This window comes from Gibbsiella quercinecans (assembly GCF_002291425.1).
GTDB lineage: Bacteria > Pseudomonadota > Gammaproteobacteria > Enterobacterales > Enterobacteriaceae > Gibbsiella > Gibbsiella quercinecans.
In genome coordinates this window covers 1,689,925-1,703,478 of the sequence record NZ_CP014136.1, presented here as the reverse complement: position 1 = coordinate 1,703,478, position 13,554 = coordinate 1,689,925, and the positions used below count along the sequence as shown (strand labels likewise).

The 13,554-nt window shown below is 58.1% G+C and carries 11 protein-coding genes; 4 read left to right on the top strand and 7 right to left on the bottom strand.

Annotated features, from left to right (window positions below; all coding sequences use genetic code 11):
* Nucleotides 1–52: 52 nt before the first annotated feature.
* The 4 genes from ACN28Q_RS07895 to ACN28Q_RS07880 form a co-directional block, all read right to left on the bottom strand.
* Entirely contained in the window at nt 53–931 is an 879-nt protein-coding gene (locus ACN28Q_RS07895) for a formylglycine-generating enzyme family protein (protein WP_095845843.1), read from the bottom strand.
* Nucleotides 928–3,180, bottom strand: coding sequence for a hypothetical protein (locus ACN28Q_RS07890; protein WP_095845842.1), 2,253 nt, complete (start codon nt 3,178–3,180; stop codon nt 928–930). The genes ACN28Q_RS07895 and ACN28Q_RS07890 overlap by 4 nt, the downstream gene beginning before the upstream one ends.
* Before the next feature lie 176 nt (nt 3,181–3,356).
* Nucleotides 3,357–4,130: an amidohydrolase gene (locus tag ACN28Q_RS07885; protein ID WP_095845841.1), complete on the bottom strand. Its 774-nt coding sequence runs from the start codon at nt 4,128–4,130 to the stop codon at nt 3,357–3,359.
* Nucleotides 4,118–5,278: a pyridoxal phosphate-dependent aminotransferase gene (locus ACN28Q_RS07880; RefSeq protein ID WP_095845840.1), complete on the bottom strand. Its 1,161-nt coding sequence runs from the start codon at nt 5,276–5,278 to the stop codon at nt 4,118–4,120. The genes ACN28Q_RS07885 and ACN28Q_RS07880 overlap by 13 nt, the downstream gene beginning before the upstream one ends.
* A gap of 232 nt (nt 5,279–5,510) precedes the next feature.
* Here ACN28Q_RS07880 and ACN28Q_RS07875 point away from each other — a divergent pair, with 232 nt between their 5' ends.
* The 3 genes from ACN28Q_RS07875 to ACN28Q_RS07865 are packed head-to-tail and all read left to right on the top strand — an operon-like array spanning nt 5,511 to nt 7,350.
* On the top strand, nt 5,511–6,125 hold the full coding sequence (locus ACN28Q_RS07875; protein ID WP_095848957.1) for a methylthioribulose 1-phosphate dehydratase: 615 nt from the start codon (nt 5,511–5,513) through the stop codon (nt 6,123–6,125).
* On the top strand, nt 6,122–6,808 hold the full coding sequence (gene mtnC, locus ACN28Q_RS07870; RefSeq protein WP_095845839.1) for an acireductone synthase: 687 nt from the start codon (nt 6,122–6,124) through the stop codon (nt 6,806–6,808). Before ACN28Q_RS07875 ends, mtnC begins: the two co-directional genes overlap by 4 nt.
* On the top strand, nt 6,808–7,350 hold the full coding sequence (locus tag ACN28Q_RS07865; protein WP_095845838.1) for a 1,2-dihydroxy-3-keto-5-methylthiopentene dioxygenase: 543 nt from the start codon (nt 6,808–6,810) through the stop codon (nt 7,348–7,350). Before mtnC ends, ACN28Q_RS07865 begins: the two co-directional genes overlap by 1 nt.
* A gap of 52 nt (nt 7,351–7,402) precedes the next feature.
* On the opposite strand, the gene mtnA is transcribed toward ACN28Q_RS07865, so the two are convergent.
* On the bottom strand, nt 7,403–8,431 hold the full coding sequence (gene mtnA, locus ACN28Q_RS07860; protein WP_095845837.1) for an S-methyl-5-thioribose-1-phosphate isomerase: 1,029 nt from the start codon (nt 8,429–8,431) through the stop codon (nt 7,403–7,405).
* A 140-nt stretch (nt 8,432–8,571) separates the two neighbouring features.
* On the opposite strand from mtnA, the gene mtnK reads away from it, so the two are divergent.
* Entirely contained in the window at nt 8,572–9,771 is a 1,200-nt protein-coding gene (gene mtnK / locus ACN28Q_RS07855; protein WP_095845836.1) for an S-methyl-5-thioribose kinase, read from the top strand.
* A 1,266-nt stretch (nt 9,772–11,037) separates the two neighbouring features.
* Here mtnK and ACN28Q_RS07850 read toward each other — a convergent pair.
* Nucleotides 11,038–11,967, bottom strand: a complete 930-nt coding sequence (locus ACN28Q_RS07850; protein ID WP_095848956.1) for a LysR family transcriptional regulator — start codon at nt 11,965–11,967, stop codon at nt 11,038–11,040.
* A gap of 148 nt (nt 11,968–12,115) precedes the next feature.
* Nucleotides 12,116–13,549 (bottom strand): M20 family metallopeptidase, encoded by a 1,434-nt coding sequence (locus ACN28Q_RS07845; protein WP_095845835.1) that lies wholly within the window; start codon nt 13,547–13,549, stop codon nt 12,116–12,118.
* Nucleotides 13,550–13,554 lie beyond the last annotated feature (5 nt).

Below are 13,554 nucleotides of genomic sequence, written 5' to 3'. Positions count from 1 at the left end.
TTTTATCAACCGTATGAAAAAATTATAAAAATGTAATTTTCTTTTTAATCAATCAATGTATTGTCGGGCTGTTCTCAACGCAGCGAAAACCACTCGATCGAGATGGAGGACCCGATACTGTGTCCGGCTTCATGCTTTCACGGATCATAGTAAGTGAATCTGATGGTGCGCCCTGACGCCCCCGAATAACTTTTTTCTCCCCTGTTTCCGGCCCCTGAGGATCTTTTTCAGGTGAATAGCTGTAATAATCTGCTGCATACCAGTCTTTAACCCAGTCAGTTCCGTTCCCCAGCATGTCATACAAACCAAGAGGATTTGGGGCATAGCTCCCGACAGGGCGGTTTTCCGCTGAGGGAGCGATGTTACGGGCTTTATTATCCTCGTAATACCAGTGATTATCGCTATTAGCCAGAATCAGGAATTGGCCCCGGCTGCGTGCGGCATATTCCCACTGTGCTTCTGTCGGCAAGTCAATATGCCGGTGGCTGACCTGTCCCAGCCACAGGCAGTATGCGCGGGCATCATTCCAACTGGCAGAGGCCGGATAATTGTCACCAAGAGCTTCCCGGCCACTTTTCCACGTATATTTACTATCGCGAGTATTCTTGTAGAAATTAGTCAGATCCCTCCCCTCAATCGTCAGCCAACGATTAAACTCGTCCCAGGTCACCCGGTATCGACTGATGCGAAAATCAGACAGTTCAACCCAGTGCAGTGGCTTGTTGTCTGTATCCGCACTGAAAGGCAGTTTTTCACCAATAAGGGGGCCAAAGTCTCCTATCTGAAAACGACCGCCTTTCACCGCCACCATGTTATCCAGTGCGGTGCTAACCAGCGCATCCTGTTCTGCTTTTAGCTTTTGTTCGTCCCGGCAGCCACATAGCGCCAGCATTATCAGGGCCCCCGCCAGGCCATAATGTATCCGCGTCATGATTTACCTCCGTGCATGGAAGCAACCAGCTGCGTACAACTATAGAGATATATCGGCAGAACTTCTTTCAGTGGCAGGGTGGACATATTGATATGGCCGGGGGGAATGGCCGGGGCTTCCGGCAGGTGTCGATAAAGATTTTTCAGGTTATCTGCGTAGTGACTGGGTTCAATGGTGATGTTTTGCGCGCCGGGGTGCAGTGAACCGGCATAACCATAAGTGCGCGGCGCCTCTCCCCGTGCCAAAAATGCTGTTACCCGCTGTTCATTGGCTTGCCAGTTACTCTTCACTGACATATCGGCATCGAGATGCTGCATAATATTTTCATATTCACGCTGCGACTGTACCCAGCGCAGGGCATAAATCACGGCGCGTTTGCGGGCGCTGAAGGTGGTTCCCCCTTCACAGGGCGTTTCTGCGTGGCTGGCCGGGCTGGCAACCGCATCCCAGAAACCGGTCTCAATCAGCGCCGCAATGGCCGCGCCCTTGCTCTCCGGCGGCGCAAACTTCAGGCAATCGCCTTTTGTCTTGAGGATTTTTTCCATCAGCGCTACGCGGGCTTCTTTGATTTGCCAGCTTCTTATCAACGCGCTAGTAATCTCGTCACCGCTATCAATGACACGGTTGATGCCGTACATCCCCACCAGCAGCGGGATGGCACAGAACGCGTAGTAGTCGTCGGCCAACATAATCTGCATTAACTGAACGTAGTCGGCATTGCGCAGCATATAAACCAGGCAGGGCATAAATTCCGCCATGATGGCCGGGCCATTCACGTCAAAACTCATCGCCCCCTTGCCGCCGGTCCCCCAGCACAGCCCGCCGCTGACCTCAATGCGAACTTTACCATTTTGCCATCTGAACTTGAGCTGCCCGCTGAATCCTGCCCCCGTCTGAACTGTTGCCCCCACGGCCACCTTTGCCAGCGTGCTGTATTTGTCCTCATGGTCGGGGTTGAGCCAAAGCAGTGTACCAGATACGTTGGCGCCGGCTTCCGCTCCGGCAAACATGCCTAACTCCGCGCCGCCGCTGAGAGGTTCGTCTGCCGCTTTCGTGACATCGACTTTGCGCCAGAAACCGTATCCCTGATCGGGAATGGCTTTTACCGGCAGCCCTTTTGCCCGATCATCAGTGATGCTAACGCCAGCCTCCACACCGAGGCTGGCCCCGATGCTGCCGGACAGCGCAAGCTCTATATCAAAACGCAACGTACCGAGGATACCGATCCCGCCACCGGGGATTTTCGCAGGATCCAGTGGGTAGCAAATTCTTACCCCAACCTTGTCCGGCAGGTGCAGCGTTCCGTTGCTTTTGGCTTCTGCCAGCGCCAGATTCGCATAAAAACGGGTTTTACCGCTAAGATCGGTAATTGCCTTACGTTTTCCGGTGCGGATATCAACTTCAAACGGGTTAAGCACGCCTTTCATGCTGGCACCGTATGCCCAGCGCAGCAACTGCGCCTGTGCGTCAAACGCTATACAGGAGCCTTCATAGGGAGAGTGTTTCAGGCTGTCGTTTAATTCTCGTGCCCATTGGCTCCAGATGCCGGCATTGTCATCCAGCAGTTTCACCTCCCATGCCGTCATGGAAGGCTTCAGCTTCGCCAACTGGCTTTTTAACTTCTCCGGGTCAATCTCCTGACGAGTACGGCGCTGTCCGTCCTCCCCGGTGTATTCCACCATTTTCAGGAAACTTTTCCCGCCGCTTTTCTGCTCGGAATCATTCAGCTGATAGCGCCGCCAGTGGCTGCCTATTTTGTCCGAGCGGACATAAACATATTTAGCGCCGTTTTTTCCACCCCTAACTTCTATCAGTTCCATGAGCCCAATGGCATTCTCTTTACTGCTCTCATCCAACAAGGTCGTTTCAGGCAGATGTTCCGCCGGCGACAGTGCCGTAAGCTCTGCTCGCAGGGCCTGGCAGGCTTCATCAAGGTGTTGGTACTCTGCCTTCAGCAGAGACTGATATCGGTCGCGCTCCCGAATATTTGCCCAGCCCGGTGTGATGGCCCCCTGTATCAGTTCTTCAATTCGCTGCAACGAATCAGCCCGTTTTGCCAGATAGTGCGTAAGCCGGTTACTTTCCTGTTCAAGGTCATGCCCGTCACATTGGTCAACGGCCAGCAGGGTTTCACTGTCGGGATGAAAATAGAGGCGGGGATATGAGGGAACCATCACTTCTTTGCGGACGCATCCGGGGCCGGTGACCATGCTGTAACTGCCGTCCCACGGTATAATCCTTTCTTCCATGTCAAATTCCTTTTATATGGATAAATAGTCGCCATAATACTTAACCAGATATAATTGGCAAAGCAACGGACTAAGCCGCTACGACGCTTACGGTATGCTTTCCCTGATACCAAATTTTGTCGGCAGTTTGAAGGGGCGGCAAAGGCGCCGCCCCCTTGGCTTAAAACTACACTGGGTTAATCGTGGAGCAGGAAGCTGTCGGCATCGCGCCATGCCGGGAAGGCATTGCGGTAGGTTTGCAGGTTTTCCAGCGACAGATCGGCATCCAGCCTGGCCGGCTGGCCGGGCTCTGCCTGCGCGAGCACTTCCCCCTGCGGGCTGATGATCAGGCTGTCGCCGCTGTAGTGCAGGCCGTTGCCGTCTTCCCCCACCCGGTTGCAACCGGCCACGTATGCCTGGTTTTCGATGGCGCGCGCCGCCAGCAGCGTTTGCCAGTGCAGGCTGCGCGGCGCCGGCCAGTTGGCGACGTACAGGGCCAGATCGTAATCCTGCAGGTTGCGTGACCACACCGGGAAGCGTAGGTCGTAACAGATTTGCGGCAGGATACGCCAGCCGCGCCATTCAACCACCTTGCGCTGTTTACCCGCCTGATAGTGCTGATGTTCGCCGGCCATGCGGAACAGGTGGCGTTTATCGTAACCATGCACGTTGCCGCCCGGCTCTACCAGCAGGAAGCGGTTAACCGCGCCCTGCGGGGTTTTCAGCGCCACGCTGCCGCCGATCAGCGCATTGGTTTTCTTGGCCCAGGCGTGCAGCCATTCAATCACCTGCGGTTCCGGCAGCGCGCTTTCACCGGCATCCATCGCAAAGCCGGTGGTGAACATTTCCGGCAGCACGATGACATCCCGGCCGGCGATCGCCGCCAGCGCGGCGTCAAACTGCTGCAGGTTGGCCGCCCCGTCGCGCCAAACCAGCGGGTGCTGTAACAGGGTGATTTTTAAAGTCGACATAAACGCTCCGCAGCCGCATCCAGCGTGGCATCCTGTTTGGCAAAACACAGCCGGATTAATTTATGAGGGAAGGGATCGGCGCAAAAAACGGAAAGTGGAATGGCCGCCACACCGACGTGCTCGGTGAGCCAGCGGCAAAATTCGACGTCGTCCAGATCGGACACCGCGCTGTAATCCGCCAGCAGGAAGTAGGTGCCTTCGCAGGGCAAGATTTCCAACCGGCTGTTCTCCAGCGCCTGCACAAAGCGATCGCGTTTGGCGCGGTAGAACGCCGGCAGTTGGCGCCAGTGTTCAGGATCGGCGCGCAGCATATCGGCCAGCGCCAGCTGTGCCGGAGTATTGACCGAGAAGGTCAGGTATTGGTGCACCTTGCGCACCTCGGCGCTGATCGCGGCGGGGGCAACGCAGTAACCCACTTTCCAGCCGGTCATATGGTAGGTTTTACCAAACGAAGATACGGCCACCGAGCGCTGGCGCAGTTGCGGGTGCGCCAGCACGCTGGCATGGCCGCCTTTGGCAAAGCAGATGTGCTCGTAGACTTCATCGCTCAACACATAGATTTCACGTTCGGCGATGGCGGCCCACAACTGTTGCATATCTTCCGCCTGCCAGACGGTGGCGGACGGGTTGTGCGGCGTATTGAGGATCACCAGACGGGTGCGTGGCGAAAGCACATCAGCAAACTGCTGCCAGTCCACGCGGAATGCCGGCGGCTGCAGGGCAATGCGTTTAAGCTCGCCGCCGGCCAGCGTCACCGCCGGAGCATAGCTGTCATAGCTGGGATCGAAGCAGATCACCTCGTCGCCCGGGCGCACCAGCGCGCTGATGGCGGCAAACAGCGCTTCCGTGGCGCCGGCGGTGACGGTGATCTCCGCGTTAACATCCGGCTGCCAGCCATAAAGCTGCGCGGTTTTATCGGCAATCGCCTCGCGCAGCGCCGCTACGCCGGTCATCGGGGCATATTGGTTGGCACCCTGGCTGACGTGCCAGGCCAGGCGTTCTTTCAGGTAATCCGGGCCGTCGAAGTCCGGGAAGCCCTGGGAGAGGTTGATCGCCTGATGCTGCTGCGCCAGCGCGCTCATTTGGGTGAAGATTGTCGTGCCGAGGGCAGGAAGTTTGCTTTCGGGAACCGGTGCTGAAGTGCTCATAAATAGAATGACGCCCCGTCTTGGTTGTTAGTACTCATGTTGCTGTCAATATAACACGATGTTAGTATTTGGCAATCAAGACGCTTAGACGGCTAAAGTAAGAAAATGATCTTACCGCAACCCGCCATAAACAAAGCGGCAATAGCTACGCAGCAAGTAAATTTCCGCGCCATCGGGGGGCGGAGCAGGGCGGATGATGGCGCCTATCGACCACTGGGAAGAAGCAAGCATAATGACAGAAAATTCACAACTGCAGGCGTTATTGGCCACCTGCCGCTGGATTGGCGAAAAGGGCTGGTGCCCGGCAACCGACGGCAACATGTCGCTGCGCCTGGATGCCGAGCGCTGCCTGGTCACCGCATCCGGCAAAGATAAAGGCAGCCTGACCGAACAGGATTTCCTGTTGGTGGAAACGGCAACCAATCATGTTCCCAGCGGCCTGAAGCCTTCAGCGGAAACCGGCCTGCATACGCTGGTTTACCGCCTGGCGCCGCAGGTGGGGGCTATTTTGCACACCCATTCGGTGAATACCACGGTGCTGTCGCGGGTGGAAAAGGGCACGGCCGTGGTGCTGCAAGGCTATGAAATGCAAAAGTCGCTTAGCGGCCAGCACAGCCACCTGGATAGCGTCAGCATCCCGATTTTCGACAACGACCAGGATATTCCGGCGTTGGCGGCGCGGGTTGCGGCCTACGCCGGGCAAACGCCGTTGCAGTATGGTTTTCTGGTACGCGGCCACGGCCTGTACTGCTGGGGCAATACGGTGGCGGAAGCGCTCCGCCATCTCGAAGGGCTGGAGTTTTTATTCCAGTGCGAACTGCAACGCCGTTTGCTGGAGGCAAAATGATCCGCGCGATTGTGACTGATATTGAAGGCACCACCAGTGAGATCCGCTTTGTGCATCAGGTGCTGTTCCCTTATGCGCGGGCGCATCTGGATGCATTTATCCGCCAGCATGCCGACGATGCTGAAGTGGCGGCGCCGTTGGCGGCGCTGCGCGAGGAGCTTGGCCAGCCGGATGCGGATCTGGCGCAGCTGATCGCCGCGCTCTACCGCTTTATGGATGAAGATCGCAAGTCCACCGCGCTCAAGGCGTTGCAGGGCATCATTTGGCGCAGCGGTTATCACCATGGCGATTTCCGTAGCCATGTGTACCCGGAAGTGGCTGGGCAGTTGGCCGCCTGGCAACAGCAGGGGCTGAAGCTGTATGTTTATTCTTCCGGTTCGGTAGAAGCGCAAAAACTGCTGTTCGGCTACAGCGAAGCGGGCGATTTGCAGCCGTTGTTCAGTGGCTACTTTGACACCCGGATCGGCGCCAAGCGTGAAAGCGCGTCATACCGGAATATTGCCGGCGCAACGGGGTTTGCGCCGGGTGAGTTGTTGTTCCTGTCGGATATCCGCCAGGAACTGGACGCAGCGAGGGAAGCCGGTTGGCACACCTGCCAACTGATCCGCGACGACGCAGACGAGCAAAGCCGGCATCCGCAGGTTAAGCGGTTTGATCATATCAATGTAGGGGAGTTTGCCTGATGAGTGGATTGACGATATACAGCGATAAAGAGCCGCAGCAAGCGCTGTGGCAGAGCGATGATGCCAATGCCATCCAACAGGAGCTGGCGCAGATTGGCGTGCGTTTCGAACGGTGGCAGGCCGACCACGAGCTGGGGGAAAACCCGCAGCCGGAGGCGGTGATCGCCGCCTATCAGCACGAAATCGACCGCCTGGTGGCGGAAAAGGGCTATCAAAGCTGGGATGTGATCAGCATGCGCCCGGATAACGAACAGCGCCAGGTGCTGCGGGAAAAGTTCCTGTCTGAACATACCCACGGTGAAGACGAAGTACGTTTTTTTGTTGAAGGGGCGGGGCTGTTCTGCCTGCACCTGAACGGCAAGATCTACCAGATCCTGTGTGAGAAAAACGATCTGCTGTCGGTGCCGGCCAATACGCGCCATTGGTTCGACATGGGATCGTCGCCGAGCTTTACGGCGATCCGCCTGTTTGATAACCCGGAAGGCTGGGTGGCGCATTTTACCGGCGACAAGATTGCTGAAGCCTACCCGCGCCTGGATTAACGGCGCCGGGCGGTGAGGAAAAGGAACGCGCCTTTATGGCGCGTTCGTGTTTTTAACCGAGCGCCCGTTGAAAAGCCCCGGCCTTCACCTGTTCCGGCGTGATCACGCCGCTGTCCAGGATCCAACCGTTGATTAATGCCGCTGGCGTGACGTCGAACGCCGGGTTATACACCGGTGCGTCAACCGGCGCCCATTGGCAACTGCCGAAGCTGCCGGCGACGCCGGTCACTTCTTGTGCCGCGCGCTGCTCGATGGGGATCGCCGCACCGTTTGGGCAAAGGGGATCGTGCGTGGTATACGGCGCCGCTACGTAGAACGGGATGCCGTGATAATGCGCCAGTACCGCCAGGCTGTAGGTGCCGATCTTGTTCGCCACGTCGCCGTTGGCGGCGATGCGATCGGCGCCCACCCACACCGCATCCACTTGGCCCTGCGCCATCAGGCCGGCGGCCATGGAATCGCAAATCAGCCGATAGGGAATGCCCAACTCACCCAGCTCCCAGGCGGTTAAACGGCCGCCCTGCAGCAGCGGGCGGGTTTCGTCCACCCACACCTGCGCCACCTTGCCCTGCTGGTGCGCCCGCAGCAGCACGCCAATCGCAGTGCCAACGCCGGCGGTCGCCAGGCCACCGGTATTGCAGTGGGTCAGCAAGCGGCTGCCGGGCTGCACCAGCGCCGCGCCGTAGTCGGCGATGCGATCGCACTGCGCGCGGTCTTCCTCCACCAGGCGCAACGCCTCATCCACCATGGCGGCTACCCACTGCGGCTGCGCCAGCGCTAGCTTCATGCGATCCAGATTGTTCATCAGGTTAACGGCCGTTGGGCGCGCCGCGCGCAGCGTAGCGAGCGCCTGTTCCAGCTCGGCGCGCGGCAGCTCGCGCTCGGCCAGCAATGCCAGCAACAGGCTGGCCGACAGGCCGATTAACGGCGCGCCGCGCACGCGCAGGGCCTGAATATGTTCAACCAGTTGTTCCACGCTGTTGCTGGGCAGCCAACGTTTTTCCTGCGGCAACGCTTGCTGATCGAGGATGCAGAGCTGGTTGTTTTTCAGTGACAGGCTGGTAGTGTTAATCGTTAGCATCAGCGGTTAAATCCTTGTTGCGTTGTTATTGCATCTGGCTGCATATTCTGCCAACATGATTTGCGGATGTATAGACGTCCAAATGCTTTTACGTCTAAAAAATAAGAATTATCGCTTTGTAAGACACCAGAGGGGTTGGAATGTCGCTTTATCGTACGTTTACGGCTGCTGATGCCGTTGAATATGCCCGGCAATATGGGCAGGTTGCCGATCCACAGGCGCTGGTGAGCGCGGAAGAGATCGGTGACGGCAATCTGAACCTGGTGTTTAAAATCCGCGATCGCGAGGGCGTCAGCCGGGTGATCGTCAAGCAGGCGTTGCCCTATGTGCGCTGCGTCGGCGAGTCCTGGCCTTTGACGCTGGATCGGGCGCGTATTGAAGCGGAAACGCTTCGGGTGCACGCTGATTTTTGCCCACGCCATACGGTTAATGTGCTGCATTACGATCCTGAACTGGCCGTGATGGTGCAGGAGGATCTTTCCGATCACCACATTTGGCGTTCGGAGTTAATCAAGGGCAATTATTATCCGCTGGCGGTCGGGCAGTTGGCGGAGTATTTGGCGCAGGCGCTGTTTCACACCTCTGATTTTTACCAGAACGCACAACAGAAAAAAGCCGACGTTCAACGCTTTACCAATCCAGAACTGTGCCAGATCACCGAAGATCTGTTTTTTAGCGATCCTTACATTGAACACGAACGTAACCAGTTTGCAGAAGCATTATTGCCTGCGGTGCAAGAGTTGCGCGCCGATGCGGACTTGAAGCTGGCGGTGGCCGGCCTGAAGCATCGTTTCCAGAGCCAGGCCCAGGCGTTGCTGCACGGGGATATTCACAGCGGCTCGGTATTTGTCGCGGAAGGCAAGCTGAAGGCGATTGACGCCGAATTTGGTTTTTATGGGCCAATCGGCTTTGACGTGGGCACGGCGCTGGGCAACCTGTTGCTCAATTTCTGCGGATTGCCGGGCCTGCTCGCTGCGCGTGAGGCTGCCGCCGGGCGTGAGCAACGCCTGCAGGATGTGCGCGAACTGTGGTTGATTTTTGCCGACCGTTTTTTGTCGCTGTGCCATCAACATACGCGTGATGTGGCGCTGGCGGTGCCGGGCTATGCCGAGCAGTTCCTGCAACAGGTGTGGAAAGATGCCCTGGGTTACAGCGGTACCGAGCTGATACGCCGCACCATCGGTCTGTCGCACGTGGCGGATCTGGACGGCATTGAGGATGCGGCCATGCGCACGGAATGCCAGCAGCAGGCGCTGGTGCTGGGGCGTTTTCTGATTGTTAATGCCGAACGGATTGAGAATATCGATGCCTTGCTGGCGCGGATCCGCCAGTACGCTTAATCAACAATGGTATTTGTAACCCGTTGTGTAAGTGGAATTGCCTTAATCGTATCGAGTTTCTTTGCGGCAATCGTGCACGGCAATTGTCAGGGCCGAAGGCCCGGCCCCGACACCCCGGCCTGCGCTTAACATGGCCTGCCCGCTGCGCGGGTGCCCTCGCCGCGTCCCCGTCGCCGGGCGGGTCGGCTACGACAAACCTCCCTGTTTGTCTCGCCTCAATCGGCCGTCCGTGGCCGATTGCCCCTAGCAACGGTGCCTTGCTCGGCAGCCCAAGATGCGCGCTAAACGTCAACCCCCCAATCTATCGCCACCGGGTAACCTAACCACCTGTTTTGACACAAATTAATGAGTTAATAAGTTAATTTCAAAGACGATTCATGTGGTGAGTGGAGCACGGGTGTGGAAGCCATTGAAGGTGCCGAACGGCGGAACGTAGCATAGGCGAAACCGCCAGGACGGCGGTTTCAGGCGAGACAGGCAGGGACGCCTGTCGTAGCCGGCCGTGATGCGAAGTGACACAGTGAGGGTAGCCGCGTAGCGGCCGCCTGATATGGCGCAGGCGTGGGTCGTTAGGGGCCGCGCCCACGGCCCCTAACTCGGGCGCGGGCTACGGTGCGACAAAAAGCGACCGAGTTATAGCGACCGAAACCCTCACGGTCAGGGCAAAGAACGTTGCTAAAACAGTACTCTGCCACCACCAGCGTAAAGGGAATTGCCCTAATCGTATCGAATTTCTTTGCGGCAATAGTGGCTGGCAATTGTCAGGGCCGAAGGCCCGGCCCCGACACCCCGGCCTGCACTTAACATGGCCTGCCCGCTGCGCGGGTGCCCTCGCGGCGTTACCGTCGCCGGGCGGGTCGGCTACGACAAACCTCCCTGTTTGTCTCGCCTCAATCCGTCCGTGGCCGATTGCCCCTGGCAACGGTGCCTTGCTCGGCAGGCCGAGATGCGCGCTGAAGGTCAACCCCCCTATACCCTTCATACTTCGAGCCGCAGGTGCGTTGGCTTTCCTCGCTCACCCCAGTCACTTACTGGAGTAAGCTCCTGGGGATTCGCTGCGTTGCCGCATGATTCGGCCATACGGCCTCACCCCTTCGGGGCCAGCGCTAGCGCTGTTCAAAAACGCTTTTGCGTTTTTGTCCTGCAACTCGAATTATTTTGGGTATAGCCTCATTCATTGATTTTATGAAAGACAATGCCATTGGTGAGTGGGGCACGGGTGTGGAAGCCATTGAAGGTGCCGAACGGCGGAACGTAACCTGGCGATCAGCCCGGGATACGATACTCCTGGCGAAAGCGTTCATCCTGGGTGTTGAGTTCATCCGTTAAAAAATCAAAGAACGTTTTCAGCGCCGCGGTTTTTGGCTTGCTGGCTTCCGTTTGGATCTGCAATGTCCGCTGCCCTACTTGCCTGGCGTCGAGCGACCTTATCTGTAAACCATCACGCCGGGCGCAGTACAACAGTGAGAAATGGCTGCAGATGGTGATCGCCTGCGGCGTATTAAGGATGAAGGCATACAGCGTGGCGAAATGGTTGCAGGTAAACACCGGATCGATAAAAACCCCGCTCATACGGCATGACAGATCAAACAACTGGCGCACGGTTGCCGTTTGTTCCGGCAGGGCGACCGGGTAAGCGTTGAGATCGGCCAGTTGAAAATCCGCTGTGGCCAGCGGGTGATCCTCTTTCATAACCACCAGAAACGGCGAGGGAAAGGTCGCGATCACATCAACGCCATACTCCGGCGACAGGCTGAACTTCAGCGCCACGTCGCATTCGCCATTGCGCACCATTTCCGGCACCTGCCGGGCGCTGCCCACCGACAGGCAAAAATTGACCGTCGGGTGCTGTTGGCGGAACTTGGCCATGACGGTCGGCATCATATTGAATGCGATGCCGTCGGTGCACACGACGCGAATCGTCGTTTGCCGGGCCGATTTCAGGCCTTCGATCTCGGCAATCGCCAGCTCCATATCCGCCATGCTGCGGCGCACATGGTTTTCCAGAATCTGCCCGGCGCTGTTAAGCACCATCCCCCTGGCATGCCGATCGAACAGCGGCACCCCCAGCCGGCTTTCCAGCCGCTGAATTTGCCGGCTGATGGCGGAAACGGCCACAAACAGTTGCTGGCTGGCGGCGCTGAGTGAGCCGGTGCTGGCCACCGCCATGAAGTAACGGATTTCATTGTTGTGCATGGGCGCTCTCACCTGCTCTGGGTTATCCATCTTCTCTTCCTGTTATCGCCGCCCACGTCTGCCTGGCGGCGATAGTTTCCATCTTAAATGAGAGCAGGCGCATACGTACATCCCGCACATCCGGTGAATGCCCCGTGCCTGGCGCGGGCTATACGCGCTCTACCGGGGGGCTTTCCTGCCGGGCGCGCAGGCGGACGATGTTGCTGCCTTGCTCGGCCAGATCCCAGAACAAGCCGGTCATGATCTTCAGCGCTTCCAGCGTCACATCCGCCAGAATGTGCTCATTCGGCGCATGTTGCGCGCAGGCCGGGTAAGAGTGGGGAACCCAAAGCGTCGGCAGCCCCAGCGTTTGTGAGAAGCAGGCGTTGGGTAATCCGCCGCCGAAATTGGGCAGCACGGCGGCGTTGAGGCCCACCGACTGGGCGATCGACGCTTTCCCCCATTCCACCCACAGATCGTTGGGATCAAGCCGGGTAGCCTCATAACTACTGACGGCGTTAACCAGTTCTACGTCTTCAAAGCCGTTGGCGTCCAGGTGGTTGCGGATATGCCGGGAAAACTGGTCGACATCGCTGCCCACCACGTAGCGCATATGGCAGTGGGCCCGGGCTTCCGGCGGAATCGCGTGCATTGGTTTATCCGGATCGCCGGTCACAAACGCCAGCACGTCCAGCGTGTTCCAGCTATAGAGTTTTTCCGCCGCGGTCAGGCCGTTTTCCCCCCATTGCGGATCGATAGCCGGATCGGTTGGGCCGCCGCCCAGCTCAATATCGGCCAGGATCTGCCGCATGGTGGCGGTAATCGCCGGTGGGCGCAGGCCCGGCACCAGGATCCGCCCGTGGGCGTCCACCATGGTCGCCAGCGCATGCGCCAGGCGGATCCCCGGGTTGCTCAACAGGCCACCCCAGTTGCCGGAGTGGTGGAACCCCTGGCGCGGATTCAGCGCCAATTCAAAATTGAATACCCCGCGGGAACCTAAAAACAGCGTTGGGCGCGCCGCCGTAATTCGCGGGCCGTCGGAGGCGATAAACAGATCGGCGGCCAGCCACTCGCGGTATTGCCGGCAGATGGCGTCCAGTCCTGGCGAACCGTCTTCTTCGCCCATCTCAAGAATGATTTTTACGTTATAGCCCAAGCGGTTATTGCGCGCTTTCAGCACTTGCTCCAGCGCCGCCAGGTTTATGCTGTGCTGCCCCTTATTATCCGCAGTACCGCGGCCGTACCAGGTATTGCCGTCTTCGGTCACTTCCCAGGGCGATATCCCGGCGCGCCATTGTTCATCATTGCCCGGCACCACGTCGCCGTGGCCATAGGTTAGCAACGTCAGCTGCGCGTCCGGCTCGATGCGCCGCGCCAGCAGGAACGGGCTTTTGCCGGCGATCGGGTTTGCTGCAATCAGGCATTCGAACCCCATACCCTGTAGGGTGGGGATCATTTCGTCCTGCAAATAGGCCAGCAACACCGGCCCATGGTCGCCGCCCTTACTGACCGTGCGGTAGGCTACCCGGCGTGCCAAAACCTCACGGAATTTCCCTGACTGAAAGTCATCAATCGTCGCCTGGATCGTCTCTTCACGCGTCATATACA

What these genes read in the sequence shown, in the direction of transcription:
- mtnK (WP_095845836.1), top strand. Translation starts at nt 8,572, where the DNA reads ATGTCGCTTTATCGTACGTTTACGGCTGCTGATGCCGTTGAATATGCC.
- ACN28Q_RS07890 (WP_095845842.1), bottom strand. Translation starts at nt 3,180, where the DNA reads ATGGAAGAAAGGATTATACCGTGGGACGGCAGTTACAGCATGGTCACC.
- mtnA (WP_095845837.1), bottom strand. Translation starts at nt 8,431, where the DNA reads ATGCTAACGATTAACACTACCAGCCTGTCACTGAAAAACAACCAGCTC.
- ACN28Q_RS07885 (WP_095845841.1), bottom strand. Translation starts at nt 4,130, where the DNA reads ATGTCGACTTTAAAAATCACCCTGTTACAGCACCCGCTGGTTTGGCGC.
- ACN28Q_RS07850 (WP_095848956.1), bottom strand. Translation starts at nt 11,967, where the DNA reads ATGCACAACAATGAAATCCGTTACTTCATGGCGGTGGCCAGCACCGGC.
- ACN28Q_RS07895 (WP_095845843.1), bottom strand. Translation starts at nt 931, where the DNA reads ATGACGCGGATACATTATGGCCTGGCGGGGGCCCTGATAATGCTGGCG.
- ACN28Q_RS07845 (WP_095845835.1), bottom strand. Translation starts at nt 13,549, where the DNA reads ATGACGCGTGAAGAGACGATCCAGGCGACGATTGATGACTTTCAGTCA.
- mtnC (WP_095845839.1), top strand. Translation starts at nt 6,122, where the DNA reads ATGATCCGCGCGATTGTGACTGATATTGAAGGCACCACCAGTGAGATC.
- ACN28Q_RS07865 (WP_095845838.1), top strand. Translation starts at nt 6,808, where the DNA reads ATGAGTGGATTGACGATATACAGCGATAAAGAGCCGCAGCAAGCGCTG.
- ACN28Q_RS07875 (WP_095848957.1), top strand. Translation starts at nt 5,511, where the DNA reads ATGACAGAAAATTCACAACTGCAGGCGTTATTGGCCACCTGCCGCTGG.
- ACN28Q_RS07880 (WP_095845840.1), bottom strand. Translation starts at nt 5,278, where the DNA reads ATGAGCACTTCAGCACCGGTTCCCGAAAGCAAACTTCCTGCCCTCGGC.